At 38.8% G+C, this 22,334-nt stretch carries 20 protein-coding genes and 2 riboswitches; of the genes, 9 read left to right on the forward strand and 11 right to left on the reverse strand.

What is annotated here, in order from left to right:
• Positions 1-14 precede the first annotated feature (14 nt).
• Positions 15-1,202 carry a ParM/StbA family protein gene (locus IHV12_RS06565; RefSeq protein ID WP_197190275.1) on the reverse strand — a complete coding sequence of 396 codons (1,188 nt, stop codon included), beginning with the start codon at positions 1,200-1,202 and terminating at the stop codon, positions 15-17.
• A 347-nt stretch (positions 1,203-1,549) separates the two neighbouring features.
• On the opposite strand from IHV12_RS06565, the gene IHV12_RS06570 reads away from it, so the two are divergent.
• Positions 1,550-3,157, forward strand: coding sequence for a glycoside hydrolase family 55 protein (locus IHV12_RS06570; RefSeq protein WP_231620642.1), 1,608 nt, complete (start codon positions 1,550-1,552; stop codon positions 3,155-3,157).
• Between the two features lie 17 nt (positions 3,158-3,174).
• Here the strand turns inward: IHV12_RS06570 and IHV12_RS06575 are convergent, their stop codons facing one another.
• The 3 genes from IHV12_RS06575 to rlmN all read right to left on the reverse strand — a co-directional run bounded on the left by IHV12_RS06575 (position 3,175) and on the right by rlmN (position 7,595).
• Complete coding sequence (locus IHV12_RS06575; protein WP_197190276.1) at positions 3,175-3,714, reverse strand: GNAT family N-acetyltransferase; 540 nt, start codon at positions 3,712-3,714, stop codon at positions 3,175-3,177.
• 13 nt (positions 3,715-3,727) lie between these two features.
• Positions 3,728-5,680, reverse strand: a complete 1,953-nt coding sequence (locus IHV12_RS06580) for an endonuclease MutS2 (RefSeq protein ID WP_197190277.1) — start codon at positions 5,678-5,680, stop codon at positions 3,728-3,730.
• Positions 5,681-6,515: 835 nt separating this feature from the next.
• Positions 6,516-7,595 (reverse strand): 23S rRNA (adenine(2503)-C(2))-methyltransferase RlmN, encoded by a 1,080-nt coding sequence (rlmN, locus tag IHV12_RS06585; RefSeq protein ID WP_197190278.1) that lies wholly within the window; start codon positions 7,593-7,595, stop codon positions 6,516-6,518.
• A 323-nt stretch (positions 7,596-7,918) separates the two neighbouring features.
• On the opposite strand from rlmN, the gene IHV12_RS06590 reads away from it, so the two are divergent.
• The gene (locus tag IHV12_RS06590) at positions 7,919-9,412 is read left to right on the forward strand and encodes a peptide MFS transporter (protein WP_197190279.1); all 1,494 of its coding nucleotides are present in this window, start codon (positions 7,919-7,921) and stop codon (positions 9,410-9,412) included.
• A gap of 313 nt (positions 9,413-9,725) precedes the next feature.
• Here IHV12_RS06590 and IHV12_RS06595 read toward each other — a convergent pair whose 3' ends face one another.
• Positions 9,726-10,106 (reverse strand): DUF1761 domain-containing protein, encoded by a 381-nt coding sequence (locus tag IHV12_RS06595; protein WP_197190280.1) that lies wholly within the window; start codon positions 10,104-10,106, stop codon positions 9,726-9,728.
• Positions 10,107-10,119: 13 nt separating this feature from the next.
• Positions 10,120-11,064, reverse strand: coding sequence for an AraC family transcriptional regulator (locus IHV12_RS06600; RefSeq protein WP_197190281.1), 945 nt, complete (start codon positions 11,062-11,064; stop codon positions 10,120-10,122).
• A 515-nt stretch (positions 11,065-11,579) separates the two neighbouring features.
• Between IHV12_RS06600 and IHV12_RS06605 the strand changes: the two genes are divergently transcribed.
• A complete protein-coding gene (locus IHV12_RS06605) occupies positions 11,580-12,071 on the forward strand; it encodes a GNAT family N-acetyltransferase (protein WP_197132848.1) in 492 nt (163 codons plus the stop codon).
• Positions 12,072-12,431: 360 nt separating this feature from the next.
• Here IHV12_RS06605 and IHV12_RS06610 read toward each other — a convergent pair whose 3' ends face one another.
• The 4 genes from IHV12_RS06610 to IHV12_RS06625 form a co-directional block, all read right to left on the reverse strand.
• A complete protein-coding gene (locus tag IHV12_RS06610; RefSeq protein ID WP_197190282.1) occupies positions 12,432-12,842 on the reverse strand; it encodes a hypothetical protein in 411 nt (136 codons plus the stop codon).
• Between the two features lie 209 nt (positions 12,843-13,051).
• Positions 13,052-13,228 (reverse strand): hypothetical protein, encoded by a 177-nt coding sequence (locus IHV12_RS06615; RefSeq protein ID WP_197132846.1) that lies wholly within the window; start codon positions 13,226-13,228, stop codon positions 13,052-13,054.
• A 108-nt stretch (positions 13,229-13,336) separates the two neighbouring features.
• Positions 13,337-14,146, reverse strand: a complete 810-nt coding sequence (locus tag IHV12_RS06620; RefSeq protein ID WP_197190283.1) for a MetQ/NlpA family ABC transporter substrate-binding protein — start codon at positions 14,144-14,146, stop codon at positions 13,337-13,339.
• Positions 14,147-14,174: 28 nt separating this feature from the next.
• A complete protein-coding gene (locus IHV12_RS06625) occupies positions 14,175-15,566 on the reverse strand; it encodes an LLM class flavin-dependent oxidoreductase (protein ID WP_197190284.1) in 1,392 nt (463 codons plus the stop codon).
• A gap of 117 nt (positions 15,567-15,683) precedes the next feature.
• Positions 15,684-15,785, reverse strand: a riboswitch (SAM riboswitch).
• Between the two features lie 154 nt (positions 15,786-15,939).
• A riboswitch (SAM riboswitch) is annotated at positions 15,940-16,052 on the forward strand.
• A gap of 275 nt (positions 16,053-16,327) precedes the next feature.
• Here IHV12_RS06625 and IHV12_RS06630 point away from each other — a divergent pair.
• The 4 genes from IHV12_RS06630 to IHV12_RS06645 all read left to right on the forward strand — a co-directional run bounded on the left by IHV12_RS06630 (position 16,328) and on the right by IHV12_RS06645 (position 20,398).
• Positions 16,328-17,485, forward strand: coding sequence for an acyl-CoA dehydrogenase family protein (locus tag IHV12_RS06630; protein WP_197190285.1), 1,158 nt, complete (start codon positions 16,328-16,330; stop codon positions 17,483-17,485).
• Positions 17,486-17,607: 122 nt separating this feature from the next.
• Positions 17,608-18,390: a DUF817 domain-containing protein gene (locus IHV12_RS06635; RefSeq protein ID WP_231620643.1), complete on the forward strand. Its 783-nt coding sequence runs from the start codon at positions 17,608-17,610 to the stop codon at positions 18,388-18,390.
• A gap of 130 nt (positions 18,391-18,520) precedes the next feature.
• Positions 18,521-19,699, forward strand: coding sequence for an oxalate decarboxylase family bicupin (locus IHV12_RS06640; protein WP_305069385.1), 1,179 nt, complete (start codon positions 18,521-18,523; stop codon positions 19,697-19,699).
• 201 nt (positions 19,700-19,900) lie between these two features.
• The gene (locus IHV12_RS06645) at positions 19,901-20,398 is read left to right on the forward strand and encodes a C1q-like domain-containing protein (RefSeq protein ID WP_197190286.1); all 498 of its coding nucleotides are present in this window, start codon (positions 19,901-19,903) and stop codon (positions 20,396-20,398) included.
• Between the two features lie 72 nt (positions 20,399-20,470).
• On the opposite strand, the gene IHV12_RS06650 is transcribed toward IHV12_RS06645, so the two are convergent.
• Complete coding sequence (locus tag IHV12_RS06650; protein WP_231620644.1) at positions 20,471-20,791, reverse strand: hypothetical protein; 321 nt, start codon at positions 20,789-20,791, stop codon at positions 20,471-20,473.
• Between the two features lie 239 nt (positions 20,792-21,030).
• Here IHV12_RS06650 and IHV12_RS06655 point away from each other — a divergent pair, with 239 nt between their 5' ends.
• Entirely contained in the window at positions 21,031-21,903 is an 873-nt protein-coding gene (locus tag IHV12_RS06655; protein WP_197190287.1) for a helix-turn-helix domain-containing protein, read from the forward strand.
• Positions 21,904-21,950: 47 nt separating this feature from the next.
• The gene (locus IHV12_RS06660; protein ID WP_197190385.1) at positions 21,951-22,331 is read left to right on the forward strand and encodes a VOC family protein; all 381 of its coding nucleotides are present in this window, start codon (positions 21,951-21,953) and stop codon (positions 22,329-22,331) included.
• Positions 22,332-22,334: the final 3 nt, after the last annotated feature.

The raw sequence follows: 22,334 nt of genomic DNA on the forward strand, positions 1-22,334 counted from the left end.
TTCATCACCCTTGTTTAAGCTTTAACGGCTTTTTTGTCTTTATCCTCGCTCTTTTTCTCTTTTGGCGCAGTTCTTTTTAAGTGATCAGAGATCAGCTTATAATAAGCGTTTGCCATCATCCAGATGCTTTCTTTTTCATCTTCAAAAAAGTCGATGTTGTAGCCATCCAGGTTATTGTTTAGCGTCTTGATATAATCTTTAAGTACGGCAGATCCTCCACCTACAAAATAGCAGATTTCAGTTTGCGAATTCTTTTGCCACACGTTGCGAAGAAGACGGTATTGCTTTTTCGCTAGGTCTACTAAAATACGATCTGTAATGTCATGAACACTCGTACGGCTACCACGAACCATGATGTGGTTGCGGTTCGTCTTTTTCGTAATGATATCTACTACATCACGTCGGCTGTCTAATTCCACGCCATGCTTAGAGCGGATTTCTTCTCTAATTTGTTCTAGCGCTTCAGAAACACCAAGGTTAAAGCCTTGAGCTTTATCATCATCAACGTTTCTATTCTTGATAACTGCGATATCTGTAGACAGACCGCCGATATCTTGAATAAGAATAGGTTTGTCGATCAGATCTTTGTTAGTAATGTTTAAATCGTTATCCATCACAAGGTTAATAAAAGCTGCGAATCCTTCTGGATACACTTTTACTTCTTCAAACTTTAAGTTTACTTTAATTCCTTGGTACTTAGGCGTTACTAAGAATTCTACTTGGTGAACAGATCCTAGTAGTTTTGAACGGTAACCCGCGTCCTTACCTTCTTTTACTTCACGTAGAGGAAGGCCAGTTCCTAAAATATAGCTTGTATCAATCACATTGTTGTTTTTCGTAAATGTTTTACCATTATCTTCATTTACAGCATCAAGAGCCAATGCTGCGAAAAGCATGATCAATGTTTGATCTTCTTCTGATTTACTGCTTCCTGGATCTAATTCAGTAGAGTTATCGCTCTTAGCAGCAAGCTGACCAACACGATAAATCACATTGTTTTCTTTTAGGGCAGGGGAGTGAACTCGAATATGTATGCCTTCTAAAGGATCTTTGCTGTCTAACTCCTCAATCCCGATTACAGGACGATCCTCAATATCTCTAGCAATTACGTTAGGGATGTTTAATTCATGTTCTAATGTACCGAAAATTCCTTTTAGTGAATCGTTACCTACATCAACTGCAGCAATTCTAGAATTACTCATGGGCGTACATCCTTTCTTTTTCAAATCATTATTTTGTTTCTATATAAATAGATTAGAGGGTTATATAACATTTAACAATGCCTATTTTTCTTTTTAATACATTTGTAAACACGCAAACATTTTCTGTAAACTTGTAAACACAGTTGTAAACAAACCACTTAATCCTCCAAAAATCCTTATACACCAACAAGTAAACAGTTTTGTAAACTTGCAAACAAATAAGCAAACAATTGTAAACGTATTTGTAAACTTGCAAACATTTTTGTTTGCATCCAAAATTAGGTTGTCAAAATGGCTCTCCCCTACTCTTTTGACATGCTGATTATTTTATTTTAGATAGGGAAATCATGAATTATATTCTATTATTTGAAGGCCGAGGTGATCATTTAATGATTTCACTTGATAAACAACATGATCCACTCACTAACAAAAACTTGATAGCACACCTGAGAAAAAAGCACGCTCGTACAGAATCTATTGATTTAAAATCTTCAGAGAATCTGTTCAAAGATTCACTAAAAAAACATAGAAAACAGAATAGAAATTCTTTTGAATGGATCAAATATGCAACAAAAAGTATGGTTATAAAGAAAGTTCGCTACAAAGACGTCGAAACTACCGATTGGGATAAAGATGAACAAGATAGTATTTATCCAAGGTGGATCTCGAAGTTAAATGACCAGTACGAGATGCTTTATCGTTATATAAAAGAGGAAGTAAACGTAGCAGACTATGGAGCAGTTGGAGACGGAATAACAGATAATACGGAGGCTATTAAAAAAGCAATCGGCAAAGGAAGAGTAATTGTACGTATTCCAGCAGGAAAATATGTAACAAAAGGCATCAAATTGCCTTCGTGGACCATCCTTTTAGGGGAAGGAAAAGGAAAAACGATTCTACAATTACATGATGATTGTCCTAAAGCAGAATGGTTGATTACAAATAAGAACCATTTCAAAGGGAACCGAAACATAGCTGTTAAAGGAATGACGTTAGATTGGAACATCCAAAGGTTAGATTCAGAAGAAAAAACAAGTGCAGGGAACAATCGATCGAGCTGTTTAACCTTCGCAAACGTCACTTATGGCTGGATGTTTGACATAGAAGCTGTTAATCCAGGGCTACACGGGTTTGATGTGTCCTCTTCCCTATATACTTACCTTGGAGACGGGACTCGTTCAAGAGGAGGAAGTAAATACATCTGGTTAGACAATCTCAACGGTTATGGTTTTGGTGATGATGGGATTACGACACACCATAGCGAATATATCTTTATCTCCAATTCCCATATGAGTGATCCGAGCGGCAGGTCTCATAGAAAAGGATTCTCGAACTCTAATGGCATTGAAATTGATGACGGTTCTCATAATGTTTGGCTTTTGAACAATTCAACAGCGCGTTGCTTTGGAGGTGTTGAGATTAAAGCACATCATAACGCTTCTGCTGCTACAAATGTACACATCTATGGTCATCTATCGGTGAACGATAACCGGTCCTACAATTTTCGTCATATCGGCCATCATAAGGATATAGATCCTGCGTCGAAAACAGCTCATCATATCTCGGCTACTAATCTCTTTAGCATCGCTCCTATATATACAGAGCTCTACGAAGATTCAACACCTCGCAGCCTTGTGATATCAGGATATAACCATGTTGTTATCAATGGTTTAACCGTACTCGGTGATCGCACATATAACTATGATGGACACCCGCTAATCGCCATTCAATATCGTGCTCGTAACGTAATCTTAAACGATGTTGTGGTAAAAGATTTTACAACCTCTGGACCTGCAGTAAAAGTATACGGAGGACCGCATCGTGCCAATGATATAACACTAAAAAGCATTCGTTGCGACCATCATTTTGTAAAAGCGATAGATATTGCTTCAGACATCGAGGAAGCTGTAACTGAAGAGATTGTAATTGAAAAAGAGACATCTAGCACTACTTAGATGTCTCTTTCCCTTTGTTATAGGACTTTTTCAAGTTGAATGTCTAATGGTTCTCTTTTGAAGATACGCTCATTCACTTCTTCTGCCGGTGAACACCCTACAGCACGATAAAACGATTGTGATTCAATAGACGGATGCGCTGCAATATAGAGTTTCTTACCACCTAGCCTCTTTGCTTCGTGACAGCATAAAGCAAAAAGCTTTCTCCCTATCCCCGTACCCCGTATGTCTTTTGAGACATGTAGGTATGGAAGCTCTACATATTGCGCATCTGAACCAAAACGTTCACTTTCAACATTCGCAAAGCCCACTAACTGCTTCTCTAGCCATGCTGCAGCAACTACTCCCCCGCTGCTTACACATTTTCTTAACTCCTGAATGATCTGTAACTTCCTTTCGTGAGACCAGTCATCAATAAAATAATCATCCTTCACTTTATAGGCTTTACCCTCTACATACCAAACCTGCTTTGTTTCCTGATATCGGTTGAATCCATTTAGGAAATCCTCGGTTAGTTCGATTAGGCTTACTACTCTAAACGTTACAAGATTCTTCATTTAGCTCCCTCACTTAATGATCATCCCTTTCGATAGAAAGGCCTTCAACATGACGCTTTTTCATAGCGTTATTCTTTTTTCTATTTTCCTTTGACTCAAAAACGATGTCCATATCATAATTGTCTGGATACAGCATTTTGCTCTCAATATGGAGTTTAAGGCGCTTTTTATGAATGATATGTTTACTTTCTCCGACTAAAACACCTAGCTCACCGTGATCATTCTCTAATTTGTACACAATTCCTGCTGCTTTAAGACTTGATACAAAAACACGATCACCGATATGAAAAACGTCCTCAGGATGCACTGTGTTTTTTTGTATATTTACATGCTGTTTTTTAACATTTGCTTTTGCCTTTTCTCTCAAACTAGCTAGCTCTCCATATTGTGCTGTGGAAAACTTAACATCTCTATCTTTGTCCACATGTGGATAACTATTATTTTGGGTCACCTGTTGTGCACGGTGGATAATTTCATCGTCCATCCCCAACTTCTTTGCGATCGAGAAGGCCTGACTCTTACCAGCTTTACCGATAATTAGAGAATAGGTAGGCTGAAGCGTCTCAAGATTAAATTCCATCGATCCATTTTCAAATCCAGGTGTAACGGCAGCAAATTCTTTTATTTCACTATAATGAGTGGTGGCTAAGATCATACTTCCTTTGCTGTACAATCTTTCAAGGATAGCAACGGCAAGCCCCATTCCTTCAGAAGGATCCGTTCCAGCACCTAGTTCATCTAAGATGACTAGATCCTGTGGTCCTGCATCTTTTAAAATGGAGATGATTGTCGTCATATGGGAAGAAAACGTACTTAAGGATTGTTCGATACTTTGCCCGTCTCCAATATCAACAAAAACGTCTCTGAATACGGCAAATTCACTATCTTCATCAACAGGTACATGGAGCCCTGTTTGAACCATTAACGTTAATAAACCTACTGTTTTAATGGCTACCGTTTTTCCTCCTGTATTAGGACCTGTGATCACCAGTGACTGATAACTTTTTCCTAAATTAAAATGTAATGGAACACATTTTTCACCGATCAACGGATGTTTGCCGTTTATGATACTTATCACGTTTTCTTGGTTCAACTGAACTCCATTAGCATCTAATGTCCTGCTGTACTTCGCTTTAGCAAATATAAAATCGTAATGAATCATCGCTTCGATTGTAATATGCAATTCCCTTTCGTAACTCGCAACCATACCTGTCAGCACGCCTAGAATCATAGAGATCTCGATCTCCTCTTCTGCTCTGAGCATACTGATTTCGGTTTGAAGTTTACGAATATCATGTGGTTCTATAAATACTGTAGCACCGCTTGAAGAACTATCAAGTACTTGACCCTCAATATTACGCTTGTATTTGCTCTTAACAGGAATAACATAACGACCATCTCTCATGGAAACGATCTGATCTTGCAGCATATCACGGTAAACAGAGGACTTCATCGTGTTATCAAGTTTGGATTTAATTCTTTCTTCGACAACGGTAATCTTTTTTCTTACTTTCAATAATGCTTTACTTGCATGGTCATCGACTCTACCGTTACGAATACATCGATAGATTTCCTCTTTTAAATCACTTAGGTCAAACATAGAGTACGCATAAGAAGATACGCTGGGTCCTACGGAAGTTTTGTCTCTCATGAACCGCTGCATTCGGCTCACGTTTTCTAAAAGTCCAAAAATTAATGTGAGCTGTTCAGGGGTTAGGTTCAATCCTTTCTTTGGTATCTCTAGAACTTGCTCCAAACCGTTGAGATTAGCGATAGGAACACTGGCACTCTTCTCTAAAATACGTTTGGCCTCTGTCGTATCGAGCATCCATGATTGAATCACAGACAGGTTTGAAGATGGTTGAAGCTTTTCAATATGTTCTTTTGTAGCTCTATTTAATGCAAAAGACGCAAGTTGTTCTTTAATTTTGATATATTCAAGCATGTTCATTGTTTGTGTATTCAATGGATCTACCTCCAAAATTTTTAATAGCATAAAACAAGTTACTTTATAAGTCTGTTTGTTATCCCCTCCTCTTAACAGAGGCCAGGAAACGTGCCAATAAAAAAAGACAGAAATGAACATGTCATTTCTGCCTCATAGATAGACTTCACCCTTAAAAAACGCATAAAAAAATCGGCTCATAAGAAGAGTCCGCAGCATCAAGGGTTTGAGTATGATGGCTTGTATCTGACCGCTGTTCTTAACTATTGGTGGCAAACAAAAGACATAGCAAATAAACCGGACAAGCCGTTTCATTTTTTCTTTTGTAGACCGATATCCAAATTGTTTTAGTTAAGAACGACAACGCTCACAAACACACCATCCCTTCCATTGAATTACCAATATCATATGTAATTGTTTTACAGTTGTCAACTTAATAAAAAGAGACCAGTTTTTCAACTGGTCTCTTTCCATTAGGCTGTTTTCGAATTCAATGCTGCTTTTGAAAAAATAATTGGACAGATTATTGAGTGAAATGGACAGATTATGGTGCAGATTGGACAGATTATGTGGCCAATCGGACAGATTAATCTACGAATCAGACAGATTACCGTCACCATCAACAAAACTACCTCTACACAGGGGCAGTTTTAAAGCGTAGACAGACATGTGGGTAGCGCGCAAACACCTCAAAGTGTGCTTACTGTCGACTTTTTAGAAAATACTGTCCACTTTTTGAGTTTTACTGTCCACTTTCAATGAAATACTGTCCACTTTTACACATTTACTGTCTACTTGGCCATTTTTACTGTCCACTTCCATTCACCACGCACTTTTAGGAGTAAACAGTCTTCCATTACGACGTAATCGATCGATCTTTATCCTTCTTGATCTGTTTACTTCTCAACTGACCGCAAGCCGCATCGATGTCTGTACCGTGCTCTTGACGAATCTTACAATTGATGCCGTTCTTCTTGAGCGTATCGTAAAACGCGAGAACCGATTCTTGGTCACTTCGCTGATACTGGCTGTGTTCATCAACTGGGTTATATGGAATCAGATTGATATATGTTTTTTTCTTTTTATCTTGGAAAAGAGCTGCGAGTTCCACGGCTTCTTCTACATGATCATTTACATCTTTTAATAAAATATATTCTATTGTAATCCTGCGATTTGTTTTCTCGATATAATAGTTGATCGCATCCATCAGCTTTTCAACAGGAAAAGCTCGGTTGATCTTCATGATTTTTGTACGCAGTTCATTGTTCGGTGCGTGAAGGGATAATGCGAGATTTACCGGGATGTTCACATCTGCAAACTCGTACATTTTATTTACGATCCCGCTCGTAGACACTGTAATATGTCTCGATCCAATCGCTAAACCTTTTTGGTCGATCATAATTTTAAGAAAATCAATCATGTTCTCGAAGTTATCAAAAGGCTCACCGATTCCCATTACAACGATATGACTTACCTTTTCTCCTTCACCTGCAGCGTCCAAATGATGCTGCACGTTCATGATTTGCTCAACGATTTCCCCACTTGATAGATCTCGTGTTTTGGTTAACAAACCACTTGCGCAAAAACTGCAGCCGATGTTGCAACCGACTTGAGTCGTTACACATACCGATAAACCGTATTTATGTCTCATCAGTACGGTTTCAATTAGATTACCATCATTCAATTTGAAGAGAAATTTCACCGTTCCATCTGAAGCTTCCTGCTTAACATGCTCCTGAAGCGTTTGAATGGTAAAATTTTCGGTTAATAATTCCATACAGTCAGCTTTAATATCGATCATTTCCGAAAAAGTAGTTATACGCTCTCTATATAGATAGTTCCATACTTGTGAAGCGCGATATGGTTTATAGCCATGTTGCCCGAGCCATTCAGTTAGTTGTTCTATCGTTAATCCATAAATGGAATTTTTGTTCATGTAAAAAGACCTCTTTTCACTACCTGTAAACTTATTCTTCTATAGTACTAAACATTTCACTATGTACACAATGGTTGAGCCTCTTTCCCAGCACCTTACAATTTTTTTATTTTTTTGAGCATACTACGTAAGTAAATTTCCGCACTACTTTTATACACTTTTTATACCCTATTTATGCATAGATATAAGCCATTATGCCCATATAGGGTGTAATTTCCATTTACGTATGCATAAGAACCTGTAATAATAGATAAGCCGAAAACTTTTGACAATAATAAATATTTCAAAGTATTATATTTAATGTACTAAGAGGAGGTTGTCATATGTCAGACATCAATAGACAGAAAATTGTGGATAGTGTCCCGCAAAAAGGATTCTTTGGACACCCTAAAGGTTTGTTCACTCTTTTCTTCACAGAGTTTTGGGAGCGCTTTTCTTACTACGGAATGCGTGCAATCCTAATTTACTACATGTACTATGAAGTTTCAAAAGGTGGTCTAGGGATTGAAGAGTCCACTGCACTAGCAATCATGTCCATTTATGGTTCACTTGTATATATGTCCGGTGTAATCGGTGGTTGGTTAGCAGACAGAGTTTTTGGTACTTCTAGAGCGTTATTCTATGGTGGTATTTTGATCATGATTGGTCATATCGTCCTAGCTGTATTACCAGGCGATCTGACTATGCTGTTTATTTCCATGGTCTTCATCGTTTTAGGTACAGGTTTACTTAAACCTAACGTATCCAGTGTTGTTGGTGATATTTATGCTCCTGGCGATACTCGTCGCGATGCAGGTTTCTCTATCTTCTACATGGGAATCAACCTTGGTGCCTTCATATCTCCGTTAATCGTTGGGGAAGTTGCTAAAAAGAGTTTCCACTTAGGTTTCGGTATCGCAGCTGTTGGTATGTTATTAGGACTAATTGTATTTGCTGTAACAAAGAAAAAGAATCTTGGGCTTGCAGGTACGTATGTGCCTAACCCATTAACTCCAGCTGAGAAGAAGAAAGTATCAATTATCGTTGGTATTTCTGCAGTTGTACTAGCTGTTATTTTAGGTACAACCATCCCAGCAGGTATTTTCACACTTGAAGTATTCATTACACTAGTTGGTATTTTTGGTATCGCGATTCCTACTATCTATTTCGTGGTTATGTATCGCAGTCCAAAAACAACGTCAGACGAGCGTTCACGTATTATTGCTTACATCCCGCTATTCATCGCTGCTGTTATGTTCTGGGCGATCCAAGAACAAGGTTCGACGATTCTTGCAGCTTATGCGGACAAGCGTACAGATTTAACATTTGCAGGACTTGAGATTTCACCAGCTTGGTTCCAATCTCTAAATCCACTATTCATCATTACACTTGCTCCACTTTTCGCATGGATGTGGGTAAAGCTTGGGACACGTCAACCGTCAGTACCTAAGAAATTTGCACTTAGCTTGTTATTTGCTGGATTATCTTTCTTAGTCATTCTTCTTCCTGCTTACTTTGGTGGAGAAGATTCACTAGTAAGTCCATTATGGTTAGTGCTTAGTTACTTTATTGTTGTTATTGGTGAGCTTCTATTGTCTCCAGTAGGACTTTCTGCAACAACGAAGCTTGCTCCAGCAGCGTTCTCTGCACAAACAATGAGCTTATGGTTCTTAGCAAGTGCAGCTGCACAAGCGATCAACGCACAAATCGTTAAGTTCTATTCTGCAGAAACAGAAATGATGTACTTCGGTACGATCGGTGGAGCTGCGATTGTGTTATCACTTATCCTATTCGTCATCTCACCTAAGATTCAAGAGAAGATGAAAGGTATCCGTTAATCTTAAATGTAAAACCACTGATTTGATGGTCCTCCATTATGTCAGTGGTTTTTTTATATTTAAAACGCTCTTTTTAGATAGTTGCAAGCAGAAACTTCCAGAGGCATCCTTGAAAGATGATTGGAACGCAAGGTGCGAGACTCCTGGGGGATCAGCGGGACAGGTGAGACTCTTAATAGCGCTATGCGCTAAGAGGCTCACCGCACGCCCCCCGGAAAGCGAGCATCCTGGAGTGGAAATTATATACCTTCTTAACTTAATTTTAGATTGGACAAACATAAAAAAGAAGCTTATCAAATAAGCTTCTTCATCCTTAATTCATCCATCCATGCAACAATCCAAGTAGTGTGAAAATCACTAGGTGGTCTCCGATTGCAATGATAAAAGACTTCCTTGTCAGTAAACCGAAAAGTGTGTTTTTATAATAGACCATCGTAATCAAGATCCCTATGATGAACCCAACCATGAGTCCTTCTGCTGCACTTTCAGCTCCAAATATTCCGATAAGATAAGACATAAGTAATGAACTGATAAAGGCAACGATTACGGAAAAAATGTATTTAAAAGGTCCTGTCTCACCATTTTCCTTTTTCTTTCCGAGTATCGTTGAGTAGTAGATGCCTCCGTAGATCATATATAAAAGTCCCCCAGCGATAATCGCTGTCGTGTTTAATAACACTCCGTTTAGTTCCATAATGGCCCCCTCGTTATTTTGGTTCAATGGCTAGGGCAATCGCTTTAATCTTACTTTCCCTTTTTAACGTGTCTCCGTCCTGTTGGATCTCTATGACTTCTACTGGATTACTTAAATATTTAAACCCGCTTCTTGGCAGCCAATAGCTATACAGTTCAGAGTAGCAGTCAATTATCAGATTGCGTTCTGAATAATCGACAGGTTCATCAAATTCATATACTACATGCTTTCCACCAACAAACTTAGATGTATCATCAGACGCGATCGAATCAGCTATAGATTCACTGATCGTAATATGACAATCATAACGGCATTTGTCAGGAGGCGTGATGTATGGATTGTTTCGCGGTACGCCGAGAAACAACGTATGTGAATTAATCAAATTTCTTGATTCACACCATTTATGAACTTCTTCCCAAGCTTCAGAAACCCCACTCGTGTACATCCCAAAGTGGTGACCTTTAATCGTAGCGCTGTTTGGAAAAGTTTCAATTCTTATTTTAGATAAATCTAGCCATTTAAACTCATTATAAGGAGCATTCTCCTCTTTTTCTTTCGATGGGTTGCGAACTTGTTTAGATTTCTTGCTATCTTCATATTCCCGAGGAAATTGCTGGAGATAAGCTCCTTCTCTCCAGTTCTTAGGGCTCGTTTTGAAATAAGATTGGAAAGAATACGTGAAATACGATAAGGAAGAGAATCCACACAACATCGCAATCTGCGTGATGGGGATATAGGATTCATAGATCAATCGATGTGCCGCGTTCTCCAATCGAAATCTTTTCACATAGGCAGCTGGTGTTTCACCAACGATACTTTTAAAAATCCGTTGAAAGTGAAAAGGAGAATAAGTAGAGATGCCAGCCAGTTTTTCTAAAGATAAAGAATCCTCTACATGCTCTTCAATATATTCCAAAACTCTGAATATCTGTTTTCGTTGCTCGCGCTCAACATTCATAAACTGTACTCCTTTTTCATGCTAGTTCTTAAATTATAAACGAATCTCTGTATGTATTTGTAAATGTATTTTTTTTAGCATCCATTTTTTAGAATCGTCCAAACCATTGAGACAAGCTTGCGTAAGATAGAGTAGAGAAGAAAACATGACTGATTGTTCTTTTTCTCAACAGTTCGCTTATAGAAGGGGGTGTCTATAGTGAGCTTAATCGGTAGCCTATTAGGATTTAAGAAAAGAAAAAAAGGTAAGAAACAAGCAGCATAAGTAAGTAAAAAGCCGGAGACTCTCTTCGGCTTTTATATGTTTTAAGAACACTATGTACATAGAGCCTTTTTCACCAGAATTAGGACGGTATCCAGACCCCTTTCAAGGACAAGCACATATAGTACAAGCAAGGGGGATTTTTAATAAATAATAGTTATGTTCTAATGTAACCTATGTGTTTCTGAAGTGAATCATCTTCTATTTATTTCTTTATATCTTCCCTTCGTAAAGTAATATAAGGGGGAATATAATTGTATATTCGCAAACGGGTACCTGGTAAGGATGATCCTTTTTTAGTTGATATGGTAGTAAGTAACTTTCAAGTCCGTAAAAACGTGATTGAAATGATTATAAAAATGGCCAACGAGGTCATGATTGTCTGTGATAGCAATGACACGATTATTGGTTTTGTATGTTATCGATTCAGAATCGGCCCTACGATTTTTGTGGATTATGTTGTGTTAGATACTAAGCATCAAGGAAAAGGGATCGCTACCTCATTTCTTCCCGTATTTGAGAGTCACCTTATGAAACAAGGGATTCGTACTGTTTTTGGTACCGTTGATGAAGAGAACACGGATGCACTAAAAACCTTCCAGCATTGGGGCTTTAAGGTACAAGGTCAACTTGGTTCTAGTATCGTCATTCAAAAGGATCTTTCAATGCCTACTTCTAACCAAACAAATGGAGTTTATTCTAATTCGAGTGTTAGAAAGCTCGCTACTCCTCCATCGCTTCGCTAAGTAATGGATAATAATTAAGCAGATCTTCTTTGTAAGGTCTGCTTTTTGTATTGTTATCGTATTCTTGGATGCTCGTTGACAGTAGTTGATTTACGCTCCAGGTTGCTCGCTTTCCATGGGGCGAACGGTGAGCCTCCTGCCACTACGCGCCATTAGGAGTCTCCACCTGACCGCTCGTCCCATAGGAGTCGGCAACCTTCCTCTCCAATCAACTTGCATGGAAGGAGGAAAGAAATCCTTAAAAACAATATTTTAGAAACGCTCTTTTCTAAAAGCTATTTTTGTATAGATTATTGCTTTTTACAATACAAAAAAAATAGCATCGCCATTCAATGGCAATGCAGATAATTACAGTCTAATTTACCCGTTTAAATAGTATACATACACTTCTCTATCCTCATCAAATTCGAGAGATAAACGCTTGTATGTATTGTTATCAATTGTAACGCTGTCTAAGGATAAAGCTAACATAATTCCCTCTAGGCTTGTTTCGGTAGATTCTTTAATTATCTTTCTATCTGAATGAAACAAACGGTATTCAATTGTGTTCGGTACTTTTTCAATAGTGTCAGAATATGGCTGTTCATCCTTGCATTCATACATATCAATGATATATTTCCCTTGTGTGAAATAGTTACCCCTATTTTCATAAACCTTTCCTTCGTTTACCCAATAGTTAACAAAGAATCTTATACTGATTTCTAAACTAGATATTTCTTCAAATGTTTTTATTGTTTGCATATTTTCTAATCTGTACTCTAATGTATTCAATGGTAATCCTCCCTATAAAGGTTAAAATATATCTGTTTTTTCACACTCTGGATTTTAACACAAATTTTAATTAAAATTGTAAAAAAATTGAATTTGTGAAGTTTTGTTTGATTTCAAATAAAATAAGCCAACTCAAGATCTACAGAAAAACAGATCATTAAGTCGGCTTTTTAACGTTTATAGTAAGAATAAATAAGTCTTTTTTGTTCTTACAGATCTAAGAGATTCTGGCGTCTCGTCTTTTTAGATCCATTCACCTGATTGTTGTTTGGATTGAAGATTTCTTCAATGTATCTTTGATTCCAATCACTATTAAAATCCTTATCAGAACAGATACAGCCACTTAAATCGTATCGGAAAAGGCCACAGTGCGGGCAGTTACTCATATTAATCCCCCCTTGAGTCAACATAACGTATTCTATGAGCATTTAAGAGAGTTGGTAACGGCTTTCGTACAGCTTTTCCACGAAATAATAAGCTGATTTTTTATGGAGTTACTTGTTCATCCAATCTGGCTTATGAAACTCTCCAAAATCACTTTGTATGACTTTTTTGAACGAGTCTGACTCTACCGCCGCTTTAAGATCTTTTGCCAGCTGTGAATTCTTATCTTTTTCTAGCACAACGATTCGATTGATGATCTTCTCTGGAAGTTTATCTTTTACAAGCGCATCCTTGAGATCTAGACCCGACGATATTGCAAAGTTTCCGTTTACCGCAGCTAGATCTACCGAGTCTAGCGTTCTTGGAGTTTGAGCAGCTTCAACAGGCTGGAACTTCAAGTTCTTTGGATTTTTTGTCACATCTTTTTCTGAGACTCTTAACGGGTTTGCTGAAGAATCGATCTCAATTAGTCCATTGTCTCTCAAAACAGTAAGTCCTCTTGCTAAATTCGTAGGATCATTGGCTAGTGAAACCGTACTTCCAGGCTTGATCTCGTCTATAGACTTGAATTTTTTTGAATAGATACCGATTGGTGCAGTGGGTACGGTAACAACTGAAACTAGTTTCATATCATTCTCTTCTGAAAAAGCGTCCATGTACACTTTATGCTGAAACAGGTTTGCATCTAGCGAACCGCTCTTTAAAGAGATGTTCGGTTGTACATAATCATTAAACTCTTTCACTTCAACGCTGTATCCTTTTTTCTCTAGGTATGGCTTCACACCTTTTTCAAGCATGTCGCTGTAAGGCACGGTTGCGCCGAGCGTGATCTCTTTACTTTCTTTTTCACCCGAAGCGCCACATCCCGCTAAAACGCCGATTAATAAAGCTGCTGTAAGAAATATGTTAAATCGTTTCATATGTTTTCTCTCCTCACTCACTCTCTATTTATTTACTTTCCGTTAGCACCGGTCTAAATCTAGCTGCAGGATGATCGTTTGGCAGCAGCGGCTGTCCGGGTGAGAATAGTTTCTCACGAAGCGTGCCACTGTTGTACTCTTTTTTATAGAGTCCTCTTTCTTGAAGAACAGGTACAACAAGCTCCACGAAAGCTTCTAAGTCTCCTGGTGTTACGAGGTGATTAAGGTTGAAACCATCCACCCCAGACTCTTCAAACTGCTTTTGTATCCCATCCGCTACCTCTTCTGGATTGCCGACTATAAAACTACCTTTGTCAGGTGACTCGAAGCGATTCAATACCTCTCCTACTGTTAACGGTTTAGGAGCATCCGTAGTGAGGGTAGCGGCCTTATAATGTCCGCCTTCTGTTGATTTATTGTACGAGAATGGAAGTTCCGGATCTAAATCTTCATATTCCGCGATATCATATCCACTTGCTCCATATTGAGCTTTTGCAGCATCGGCACTCCAAACACTTGCATACTCATTGAATTTTTCCTCGGCTTCCTCTGTCGTTCTTCCTACCACCACGTTTAAAAAAGAAAAGATCTTAATGTTTTCTGGATTTCGGCCGTGTTTTGCAGCGAGCTTACGGATATCGTCAGCATAAAATCGAATTCTCTCTGGCGTTGGACCACCTACAAAAATACATTCAGCATGCTTGGCCGCAAAGTCTCGTCCACGCTCAGACGTTCCCGCTTGGTAGATCACAGGTGTCCGCTGGAAAGAAGGCTCGCTCAAGTGAGGTCCTTCAACGCTGAAGTATTGCCCCTCATGATTGATCTCATGTACCTTACCGGGATCCACTAATTTATTGTTTTCAACATCTTCTACAACTGCTCCATCTTCCCAGCTGCTCTCCCAAAGCTTATACGAAACATCCAGATATTCATCCGCGATGTTATACCGTTCATCGTGCTTGATCATATTCTGCAATCCAAAATTCCTCGCTGCGTTCGGCAAGTAAGAAGTGACTACATTCCATGCGATTCGCCCATTCGTTAGGTGATCTAGCGTAGAAAAACGACGTGCGTTGCCAAATGGCTGCTCATAGGTTGTGCTCACCGTCACAGCAAAAGACAGGTTCTCTGTTACGCTTGCCATGGCCGACACGAGAAGTGCCGGATCGTTTAATGGAACTTGAAGCCCATCACGAATAGAAGGAGCTTTACTTTGTTTATAAACGTCATAAATCCCTAACACATCCGCAAAAAATACAGCGTCAAACTTTCCTCTTTCTAAAAGCTTCGCATAGTCGATCCAGTAATTCAGATCTTTATAGCTTCTATGTCTCTTGTTCTCCGGATGCTTCCAAAGACCATGAGAATTGTGCATGGCACTTGTCATCTCAAACGCGTTTAACAAAATTTCTTTACCCAAAATAATTTCCTCCATCCGATTTTTTTGTACCCGCTCCAAGAGAAAATAAAAAAACCTCTTCAGCGATGAGAAGAGGTTGAAAAAATACGCGAAATAAAACATACGTATATAGATCTCCTCTTATCTTTCAAGCTTTCGCCTGCTGGAATTGGCACAATCCTAAAAATAGTTGTTGCCGAGGCTTCAAAGGGCCAGTCCCTCCACCTCTCTCGATAAGGAATCGATATTATTCAATTTAGTAACGAAATATACAGGAATAAAAATCACGTGTCAATGGAATTTAGAGAAATAAAATAATTTTCTTAACAATCAGTTTTTAGTTGACAGTGGTTTGCTTTATCCTCTATAGTGATGACTAATAATTAAATAATGTATCTTATCAAGAGTCAGGGGAGGAACTGGTCCTACGATCCTGCAGCAACCGCTTTTTATAAAGAAAGGTGCTAATTCCAGCAGATGTTTTTTTGAATGTCTGATAGATGAGAGAGCGTGTAAGCATATGGAATTTACGTCCTCTTTCGTCTTTGAAAGAGGACTTTTATTGTTTTGATTAAAAGTAAAGTAGATGATAGCTGTTGATTTCCGTTTCAGGTGCTCGCTTTCCGCGAGGCAGGCGGTGAGCCACATTCGTTCGTTTCACTCTTAAGTGTCTCACCTGCCCACCTGTCCCGCAGGAGTCTCGCACCTTACACTCCAATCAACTTATCCCTGAAGATTAATTACAAAAAACCATTTACTGATAAAAAATTTAGGAGGGAACTATGAGCTTACCTTTGAGAAAAGCCACTGAGATAGATCATTTTGAAGAAGCGGTTAGTACCGCTCTAGGACTAAAAGAAATTTTTAAGAAACGTGCAAATTTTGTAGATCAAGAAGGGGTTTTTCCTTATGAAAACTTTCAAGATTTGAAGGATGCTGGCTTTCTTTCTCTTACCATTCCAAAGGAGTTTGGTGGTAAAGGATTAAATCTAGTTGAATTCTTAACCATTCAAGAGCATTTAGCTGAGGGGGATGCTCCTACTGCTCTTTCTCTTGGCTGGCATCTGGGTACTCTTTTAGAAGCGGCGGAAAACCGGCATTGGAGTGGTAGTGCGTTCGCTGATCTTAGCCGGAAAGTTGTTGAACAAAAAGCACTCATTAACTTGGCACAAACAGAGCGTGCGACGGGAAGTCCGTCTCGAGGCGGTATTCCTACAACAACGGCAGTCAAGAAAGCAGATGGATGGCTGATTAACGGAAGTAAAGCTTTTACTTCTATGGCAGAAGCTCTTGATTACTCAGTCATTACAGCTACCATCTCAGAAACCAATCATAAAGGATTTTTCTTAGTGAATCACCGTGAAAAAGGGGTTTTTGTAAAAGAAACATGGGACAGCATCTCGATGAGAGGAACAAAAAGTGATGACCTCCTTTTGAAAGACGTTTATGTACGTGAGGAAAATCTTTTAGTCGTAGAGGATGGGAAGAACCTCATACCTAAAGGCTGGTATCTTCAGGTGCCTGCTGTGTACCTAGGTCTCGCAAGAGCAGCGCGGAATTACGCGATTGAATTTGCGTCAGAGTATAGCCCTAACACTTTATCGGGACCTATCTCAGACGTACCAGAGGTGAGAAGAAAGATTGGTAAGATAGAACTTGAGCTATTCCAAGCAAGAACGATCCTTCATGCCGTTGCTGAAAAATGGGTAAACCACCCTGAACAACGTCAAAATCTAGGTACAGAACTCGCTGCCGTTAAACATTCTGTAACAAATAGTGCGAACAAGGTCGTTGATCTAGCGATGAGAATCGTTGGGGCTCGGAGTCTTTCTGTACAAAATCCGCTTCAGCGGCATTTCCGAGATGTGAGAGCCGGTCTTCATAATCCACCAACAGATGATGCGATTGTCTATTCGTTAGCGGATGCAGCGCTTAAGTAAAAGAAGTCAACTGACAGGTTCATGTTAAACTAAACATTTTTTTATATGATGAGATTTAGATCACCATAGGTTATTATGGATACAATATATTTCCATATCAACTCATAAAAGGGTGGTTTAATTTGAGAGCGCTTCTTACATTCACTTATTTACAAGCACTTTCTTGTATCTTTCCAGTCATCATCTTTGGTGCGTTAGCTCTTTCAAAATTCGTCAGCATTCCGTTCATCCCTCGATACGATTTCATACTCCTTCTTTGTCTCCTTACACAAGTTGCCATGATCGTAACGAAACTTGAAACGATAGATGAACTTAAAGTCATCTGTGTCTTTCACTTGATTGGACTTGCTCTAGAGCTATTTAAAGTTCACATGGGGTCTTGGAGCTATCCTGAAGAGGCTTATTCTAAGATTTACGGTGTACCTCTTTACAGCGGTTTTATGTATGCGAGTGTTGCGAGCTATATTTGCCAAAGCTGGAGAAGGCTAGACCTTCAGATTAAGGGCTGGCCGAATCCCCTCTTTTCTTTTGGGATATGCGTACTGATTTATTTTAACTTTTTTACTCATCATTACTTATTTGATGCCAGATGGATTCTAATTCTGCTTTTATTCCCTATCTTTTATAAGACGGTTGTTCATTATACAATCAACGAACGCATCTATAGAATGCCGATCCTTCTTTCCTTTTTGTTGATCGGATTTTTTATCTGGATCGCTGAAAACATTACAACGTTTCTCGGAGCCTGGCAGTATCCCAATCAAGAAGCGGCTTGGTCACTTGTGCATATTGGTAAGATCAGCTCTTGGTTCTTGCTCGTGATCATCAGCATCATTATCGTGGCACAATTAAAGCGCATTAAAAGCCACCAAGACGATATTTTCACACATACGAAACACCTATAAGCTGCGGCAAGCTTTTTAGGTGTTTTTTCTTTGTTAAAATCCTCCTCAAGTAATCTGCATGTTTAAGATGTCCTCTCCATATGAATACAAAGATGACGATTGAACCTTCTTATAGAGAGGAGCTCATCACATGGATAACGACAAAAAAGAGCACAAGCAACGAAGACCAATGCAGATTCCTCAGCCAATTCGCAGTGATGGTGCTGGTGCGACCGACTTAGGGCCTCGCGACGTTATGCGTGACATACAAAATCCCGATATGTTAGTTTCACCTGCAACAGATGCGGGAACTGTCCCAAACTTACGATTTTCCTATTCAGATACACATATGCAATTAAACTTTGGAGGCTGGTCGAGAGAGATTACGGTTCGTGAGCTTCCTGTCGCAAAGACGCTTGCTGGAGTAAACATGCGTCTGACCCCAGGCGGTGTAAGGGAGCTTCATTGGCATCAAGAAGCGGAATGGGCTTATATGATATTAGGCCGTGCTCGTATTACCTCGGTTGATCAAAACGGCAGAAATTTCATCGCCGATGTTGGTGAAGGTGATCTTTGGTACTTCCCTCCCGGCATTCCTCATTCGATTCAAGGACTTGAAGAAGGCTGTGAGTTTTTACTCGTATTCGATGATGGGAATTTCTCCGATCTGAGCACATTCTCTATTTCAGATTGGTTTGCACATACACCGAAAGAGGTTCTTTCAGCAAACTTCGGTATACCGGAGAGCGCATTCGCAAACATTCCGACTGAACAACGTTATATTTACCAGTCTACTGTTCCCGGTCCGATTGAAACACAAGCCGTACCTGATCCATTTGGAACTGTACCGTTGAGCTTCACGCACCGTTTAATGGCTCAAAAACCACTCGTTACACCCGGTGGTACCGTACGAATAGTTGACTCTACTAATTTTCCGATCTCACAGAGAATTGCTGCCGCTTTAGTAGAAATAAAACCTGGCGGAATGAGAGAGTTGCATTGGCATCCGAATAATGATGAGTGGCAATATTATTTAGCCGGTCAAGGGCGGATGACCGCTTTCGCTGGAAATGGAACGGCACGAACTTTTGACGTAAGAGCGGGAGATGTAGGATATGTTCCGTTCGCATTTGGTCATTATGTGCAGAATACCGGAAATAAGAGTTTATGGTTTTTAGAGATTTTTAAAAGTGACCGTTTTGCAGATGTTTCATTGAACCAATGGATGGCTTTAACACCTAAAGAAATCGTGCAGAGTAATTTAAATGCTAGCCCTGAACTCATGAATTCCCTCCGCAAAGAAAAATGGCCAGTTGTGAAATATGATTAGCTAGAATACGCGATGCCACCTTTAAACAGCGGTTAGGACTTTCTAATCGCTTTCTTTCATTCTTTCTAGTAAATTACCTTCCCCTACCTCTATTCATACACACCACTTACAACTTGTCCGCATAATCTACTAGTAATAATCTATTAGATTATTCTCTGATTTATTTTCTAGATTAGAGTGAAAATAGGAGGGAAAGTTTGTATGTACTACCATTATGATCAGAATCCGTACGCACATATGAAAAGAGATTGTGAGTGCAAGCATAGAAAGGTTCAGCCTTGTCAAAAGGTTTCTGCCTTTAAAGCGGTTAAAGATCTGTTTCAATTTATTTTAGGATCTACACCAAATCAAGTGATATATCCGGTAGAGGTCTTTGATAGCAACAATGAATACAATCCAGATACATCAACGTTTGTTCCAAAGAGCCATGGCATCTATACGTTCACAGCAAGTATCTTTTTGCCGATTTATACTGGAACACCCTATTCTGCATTCGTTGGCATCCGTGTAAACGGCGAGATTGTTGCAGGAAATCAAGAAATGATTACATCGCCAAACGCGATTGTAGCTACTTCATCACTCGTCGAGTTAAGAAGAGGCGATGAAGTTCAAGTAGTCGCCTCGAGTCCATCAGGCGCAACGATAGAAATAGAAGTAAATCCAATTGCCACTCGTTTTGAGGGTGCGAAGATAGGCTAAGCAGGTTTTAAATACAGACAGGCAAAATAAACCGCAACGAACCTTGTTGCGGTTTATTTTGCCTAAATTTAATCAATGTCTATTAATTTTTATTAAAGCTTTTGATGGAGTAATATATTCCGTAGCATCAATCGAAAAATCCGATTGGTTACGTTTTATTTCCGCATACTGTACAACCTTTTCGTTATTAACAAAGACTAATAGATAGATGTCATCTCTGCTATAAATATTACTTCGGTCTTTAAAATTCACGCCCATCTGTTTCTCCATACTTTCTTCTGCTGTATATGGTGGAAATAAATATCCCTTGTCCCATTCAAAATTTGCTAAAGAGTCTATGTTTATCTGACTTTTATTTTTGTCTTTTACAATAGACTGAATGGAATTCTCCAAATCCGTATTATGCGTTACTCTACTACACCCTGTTAATAATAGGAGTATAAGAATTGAAATTGTAATTGTATTATTCCTCAATAAATTATCCCACCCTCACATTAATTCCATATATTTACTTTAACATAAATGGGACCATAAGCTATTGTTTCATGTGGAACATTGATTAAAAATCCTCTCGTAGATCTTGATTGATAAGGTATAATTTCCCTATTACTAACTCTTTTAGGAGTAATCATATGACTGAAAAAAACGTACGCAAATCCAATTACATCCTTCATGCAAAGAGCGCGCAATTTCATTGGGATGGCACGGGACTTCTCTCTATTAAAACCTTTTCGAACGGAAGGGCTCATTACAAAACGAACAGAGGATATTTTGCTGTTGAAGAAGGAAGTTATCTGCTACTCAATCAAGGTCCTTACACCTTAACCATAGAAGAACACAAAGATGTAGAATCGTTCTGTGTCTTTTTCCAAGAAGATTTTGCAAACGATGTATTCCGCAATTTGTCAGATACATCTCGCCAACTTTTAGATAACCCTTTTAGTAATCATACATCTGCTTCATTTTTTGAAAAAACGTATGAACAAAGCCAGGTTCTGACTCAGCAAATGAACCTCTTAAAACATATGACAAATCAATACTCACTTGACTCCAACATGTTAGATGAACAATTTCATTCCATAATGACCACTCTATTCAGAGAACAAATAAAAACTTTTAAAGAAATCGATCGGTTAGATTTAGTCCGTAAATCAACACGCGAGGAAATTTATAAACGAGTCAGCATCGCACATGAATACATAAAAGCCTTTTTTGATAAACAGCTTACATTAGATAAAATTGCAGAAATCTCATGTTTATCTCCTAATCACCTGTTGAGAAATTATTCAACCATCTACAACAGAACACCCTTTCAGCATATTGCTGAGTTAAGGATCGCAAAAGCCATAACGTTGCTCCAGACTTCTGAATACTCCATGACTGATATTACTTATGAAATCGGATTGAATAACCCCGTTTCATTCAGCAGATTATTTAAACAACATATGGGCATCTCCCCCCTTCAATATCGTAAAAAGGTGATTTTGGATAAGAAATTACTTTAACCTTCATTTATGATGAAGAAAATGATAAAGGAGAGATTCACATGACGATTCAGACTAATGTCATTCAAAGAGTTGGACAAGTTGCTGTACCCGTTCAAGATATCAAACGCTCAATTCACTTTTATAAGGACGTATTAGGTTTACAACTTCTTTTCAGCACAGAAAATATGGCTTTTTTCAATTGTAACGGTCTAAGAATACTACTAAGCCTTCCTGAAAAAGAAGAATTTGCAGGAGCAAGTTCCGTAATATACTTTCAAGTAGGAAACATCACAGAAGCTTATGAAGCCCTTAAACAGAAGGATGTAACATTCCTAGACTCCCCTCATATTGTCGCTAAGATGGAGCATACGGAGACATGGATGGTATTTTATAAGGATTCAGAAGGAAATACCCATGCTTTGATGAGTGAGGTTGTAACATCATAAGTT

Source organism: Fictibacillus sp. 7GRE50, assembly GCF_015903875.1.
In the GTDB taxonomy this organism is placed as follows: domain Bacteria; phylum Bacillota; class Bacilli; order Bacillales; family Fictibacillaceae; genus Fictibacillus; species Fictibacillus phosphorivorans.

Coding starts and splice junctions, on each gene's coding strand:
- IHV12_RS06565 (WP_197190275.1), bottom strand. CDS start 1,202: ATGAGTAATTCTAGAATTGCTGCAGTTGATGTAGGTAACGATTCACTA.
- IHV12_RS06570 (WP_231620642.1), top strand. CDS start 1,550: ATGAATTATATTCTATTATTTGAAGGCCGAGGTGATCATTTAATGATT.
- IHV12_RS06575 (WP_197190276.1), bottom strand. CDS start 3,714: ATGAAGAATCTTGTAACGTTTAGAGTAGTAAGCCTAATCGAACTAACC.
- rlmN (WP_197190278.1), bottom strand. CDS start 7,595: ATGAACAAAAATTCCATTTATGGATTAACGATAGAACAACTAACTGAA.
- IHV12_RS06590 (WP_197190279.1), top strand. CDS start 7,919: ATGTCAGACATCAATAGACAGAAAATTGTGGATAGTGTCCCGCAAAAA.
- IHV12_RS06595 (WP_197190280.1), bottom strand. CDS start 10,106: ATGGAACTAAACGGAGTGTTATTAAACACGACAGCGATTATCGCTGGG.
- IHV12_RS06600 (WP_197190281.1), bottom strand. CDS start 11,064: ATGAATGTTGAGCGCGAGCAACGAAAACAGATATTCAGAGTTTTGGAA.
- IHV12_RS06615 (WP_197132846.1), bottom strand. CDS start 13,228: ATGAGTAACTGCCCGCACTGTGGCCTTTTCCGATACGATTTAAGTGGC.
- IHV12_RS06620 (WP_197190283.1), bottom strand. CDS start 14,146: ATGAAACGATTTAACATATTTCTTACAGCAGCTTTATTAATCGGCGTT.
- IHV12_RS06630 (WP_197190285.1), top strand. CDS start 16,328: ATGAGCTTACCTTTGAGAAAAGCCACTGAGATAGATCATTTTGAAGAA.
- IHV12_RS06640 (WP_305069385.1), top strand. CDS start 18,521: ATGGATAACGACAAAAAAGAGCACAAGCAACGAAGACCAATGCAGATT.
- IHV12_RS06645 (WP_197190286.1), top strand. CDS start 19,901: ATGTACTACCATTATGATCAGAATCCGTACGCACATATGAAAAGAGAT.
- IHV12_RS06655 (WP_197190287.1), top strand. CDS start 21,031: ATGACTGAAAAAAACGTACGCAAATCCAATTACATCCTTCATGCAAAG.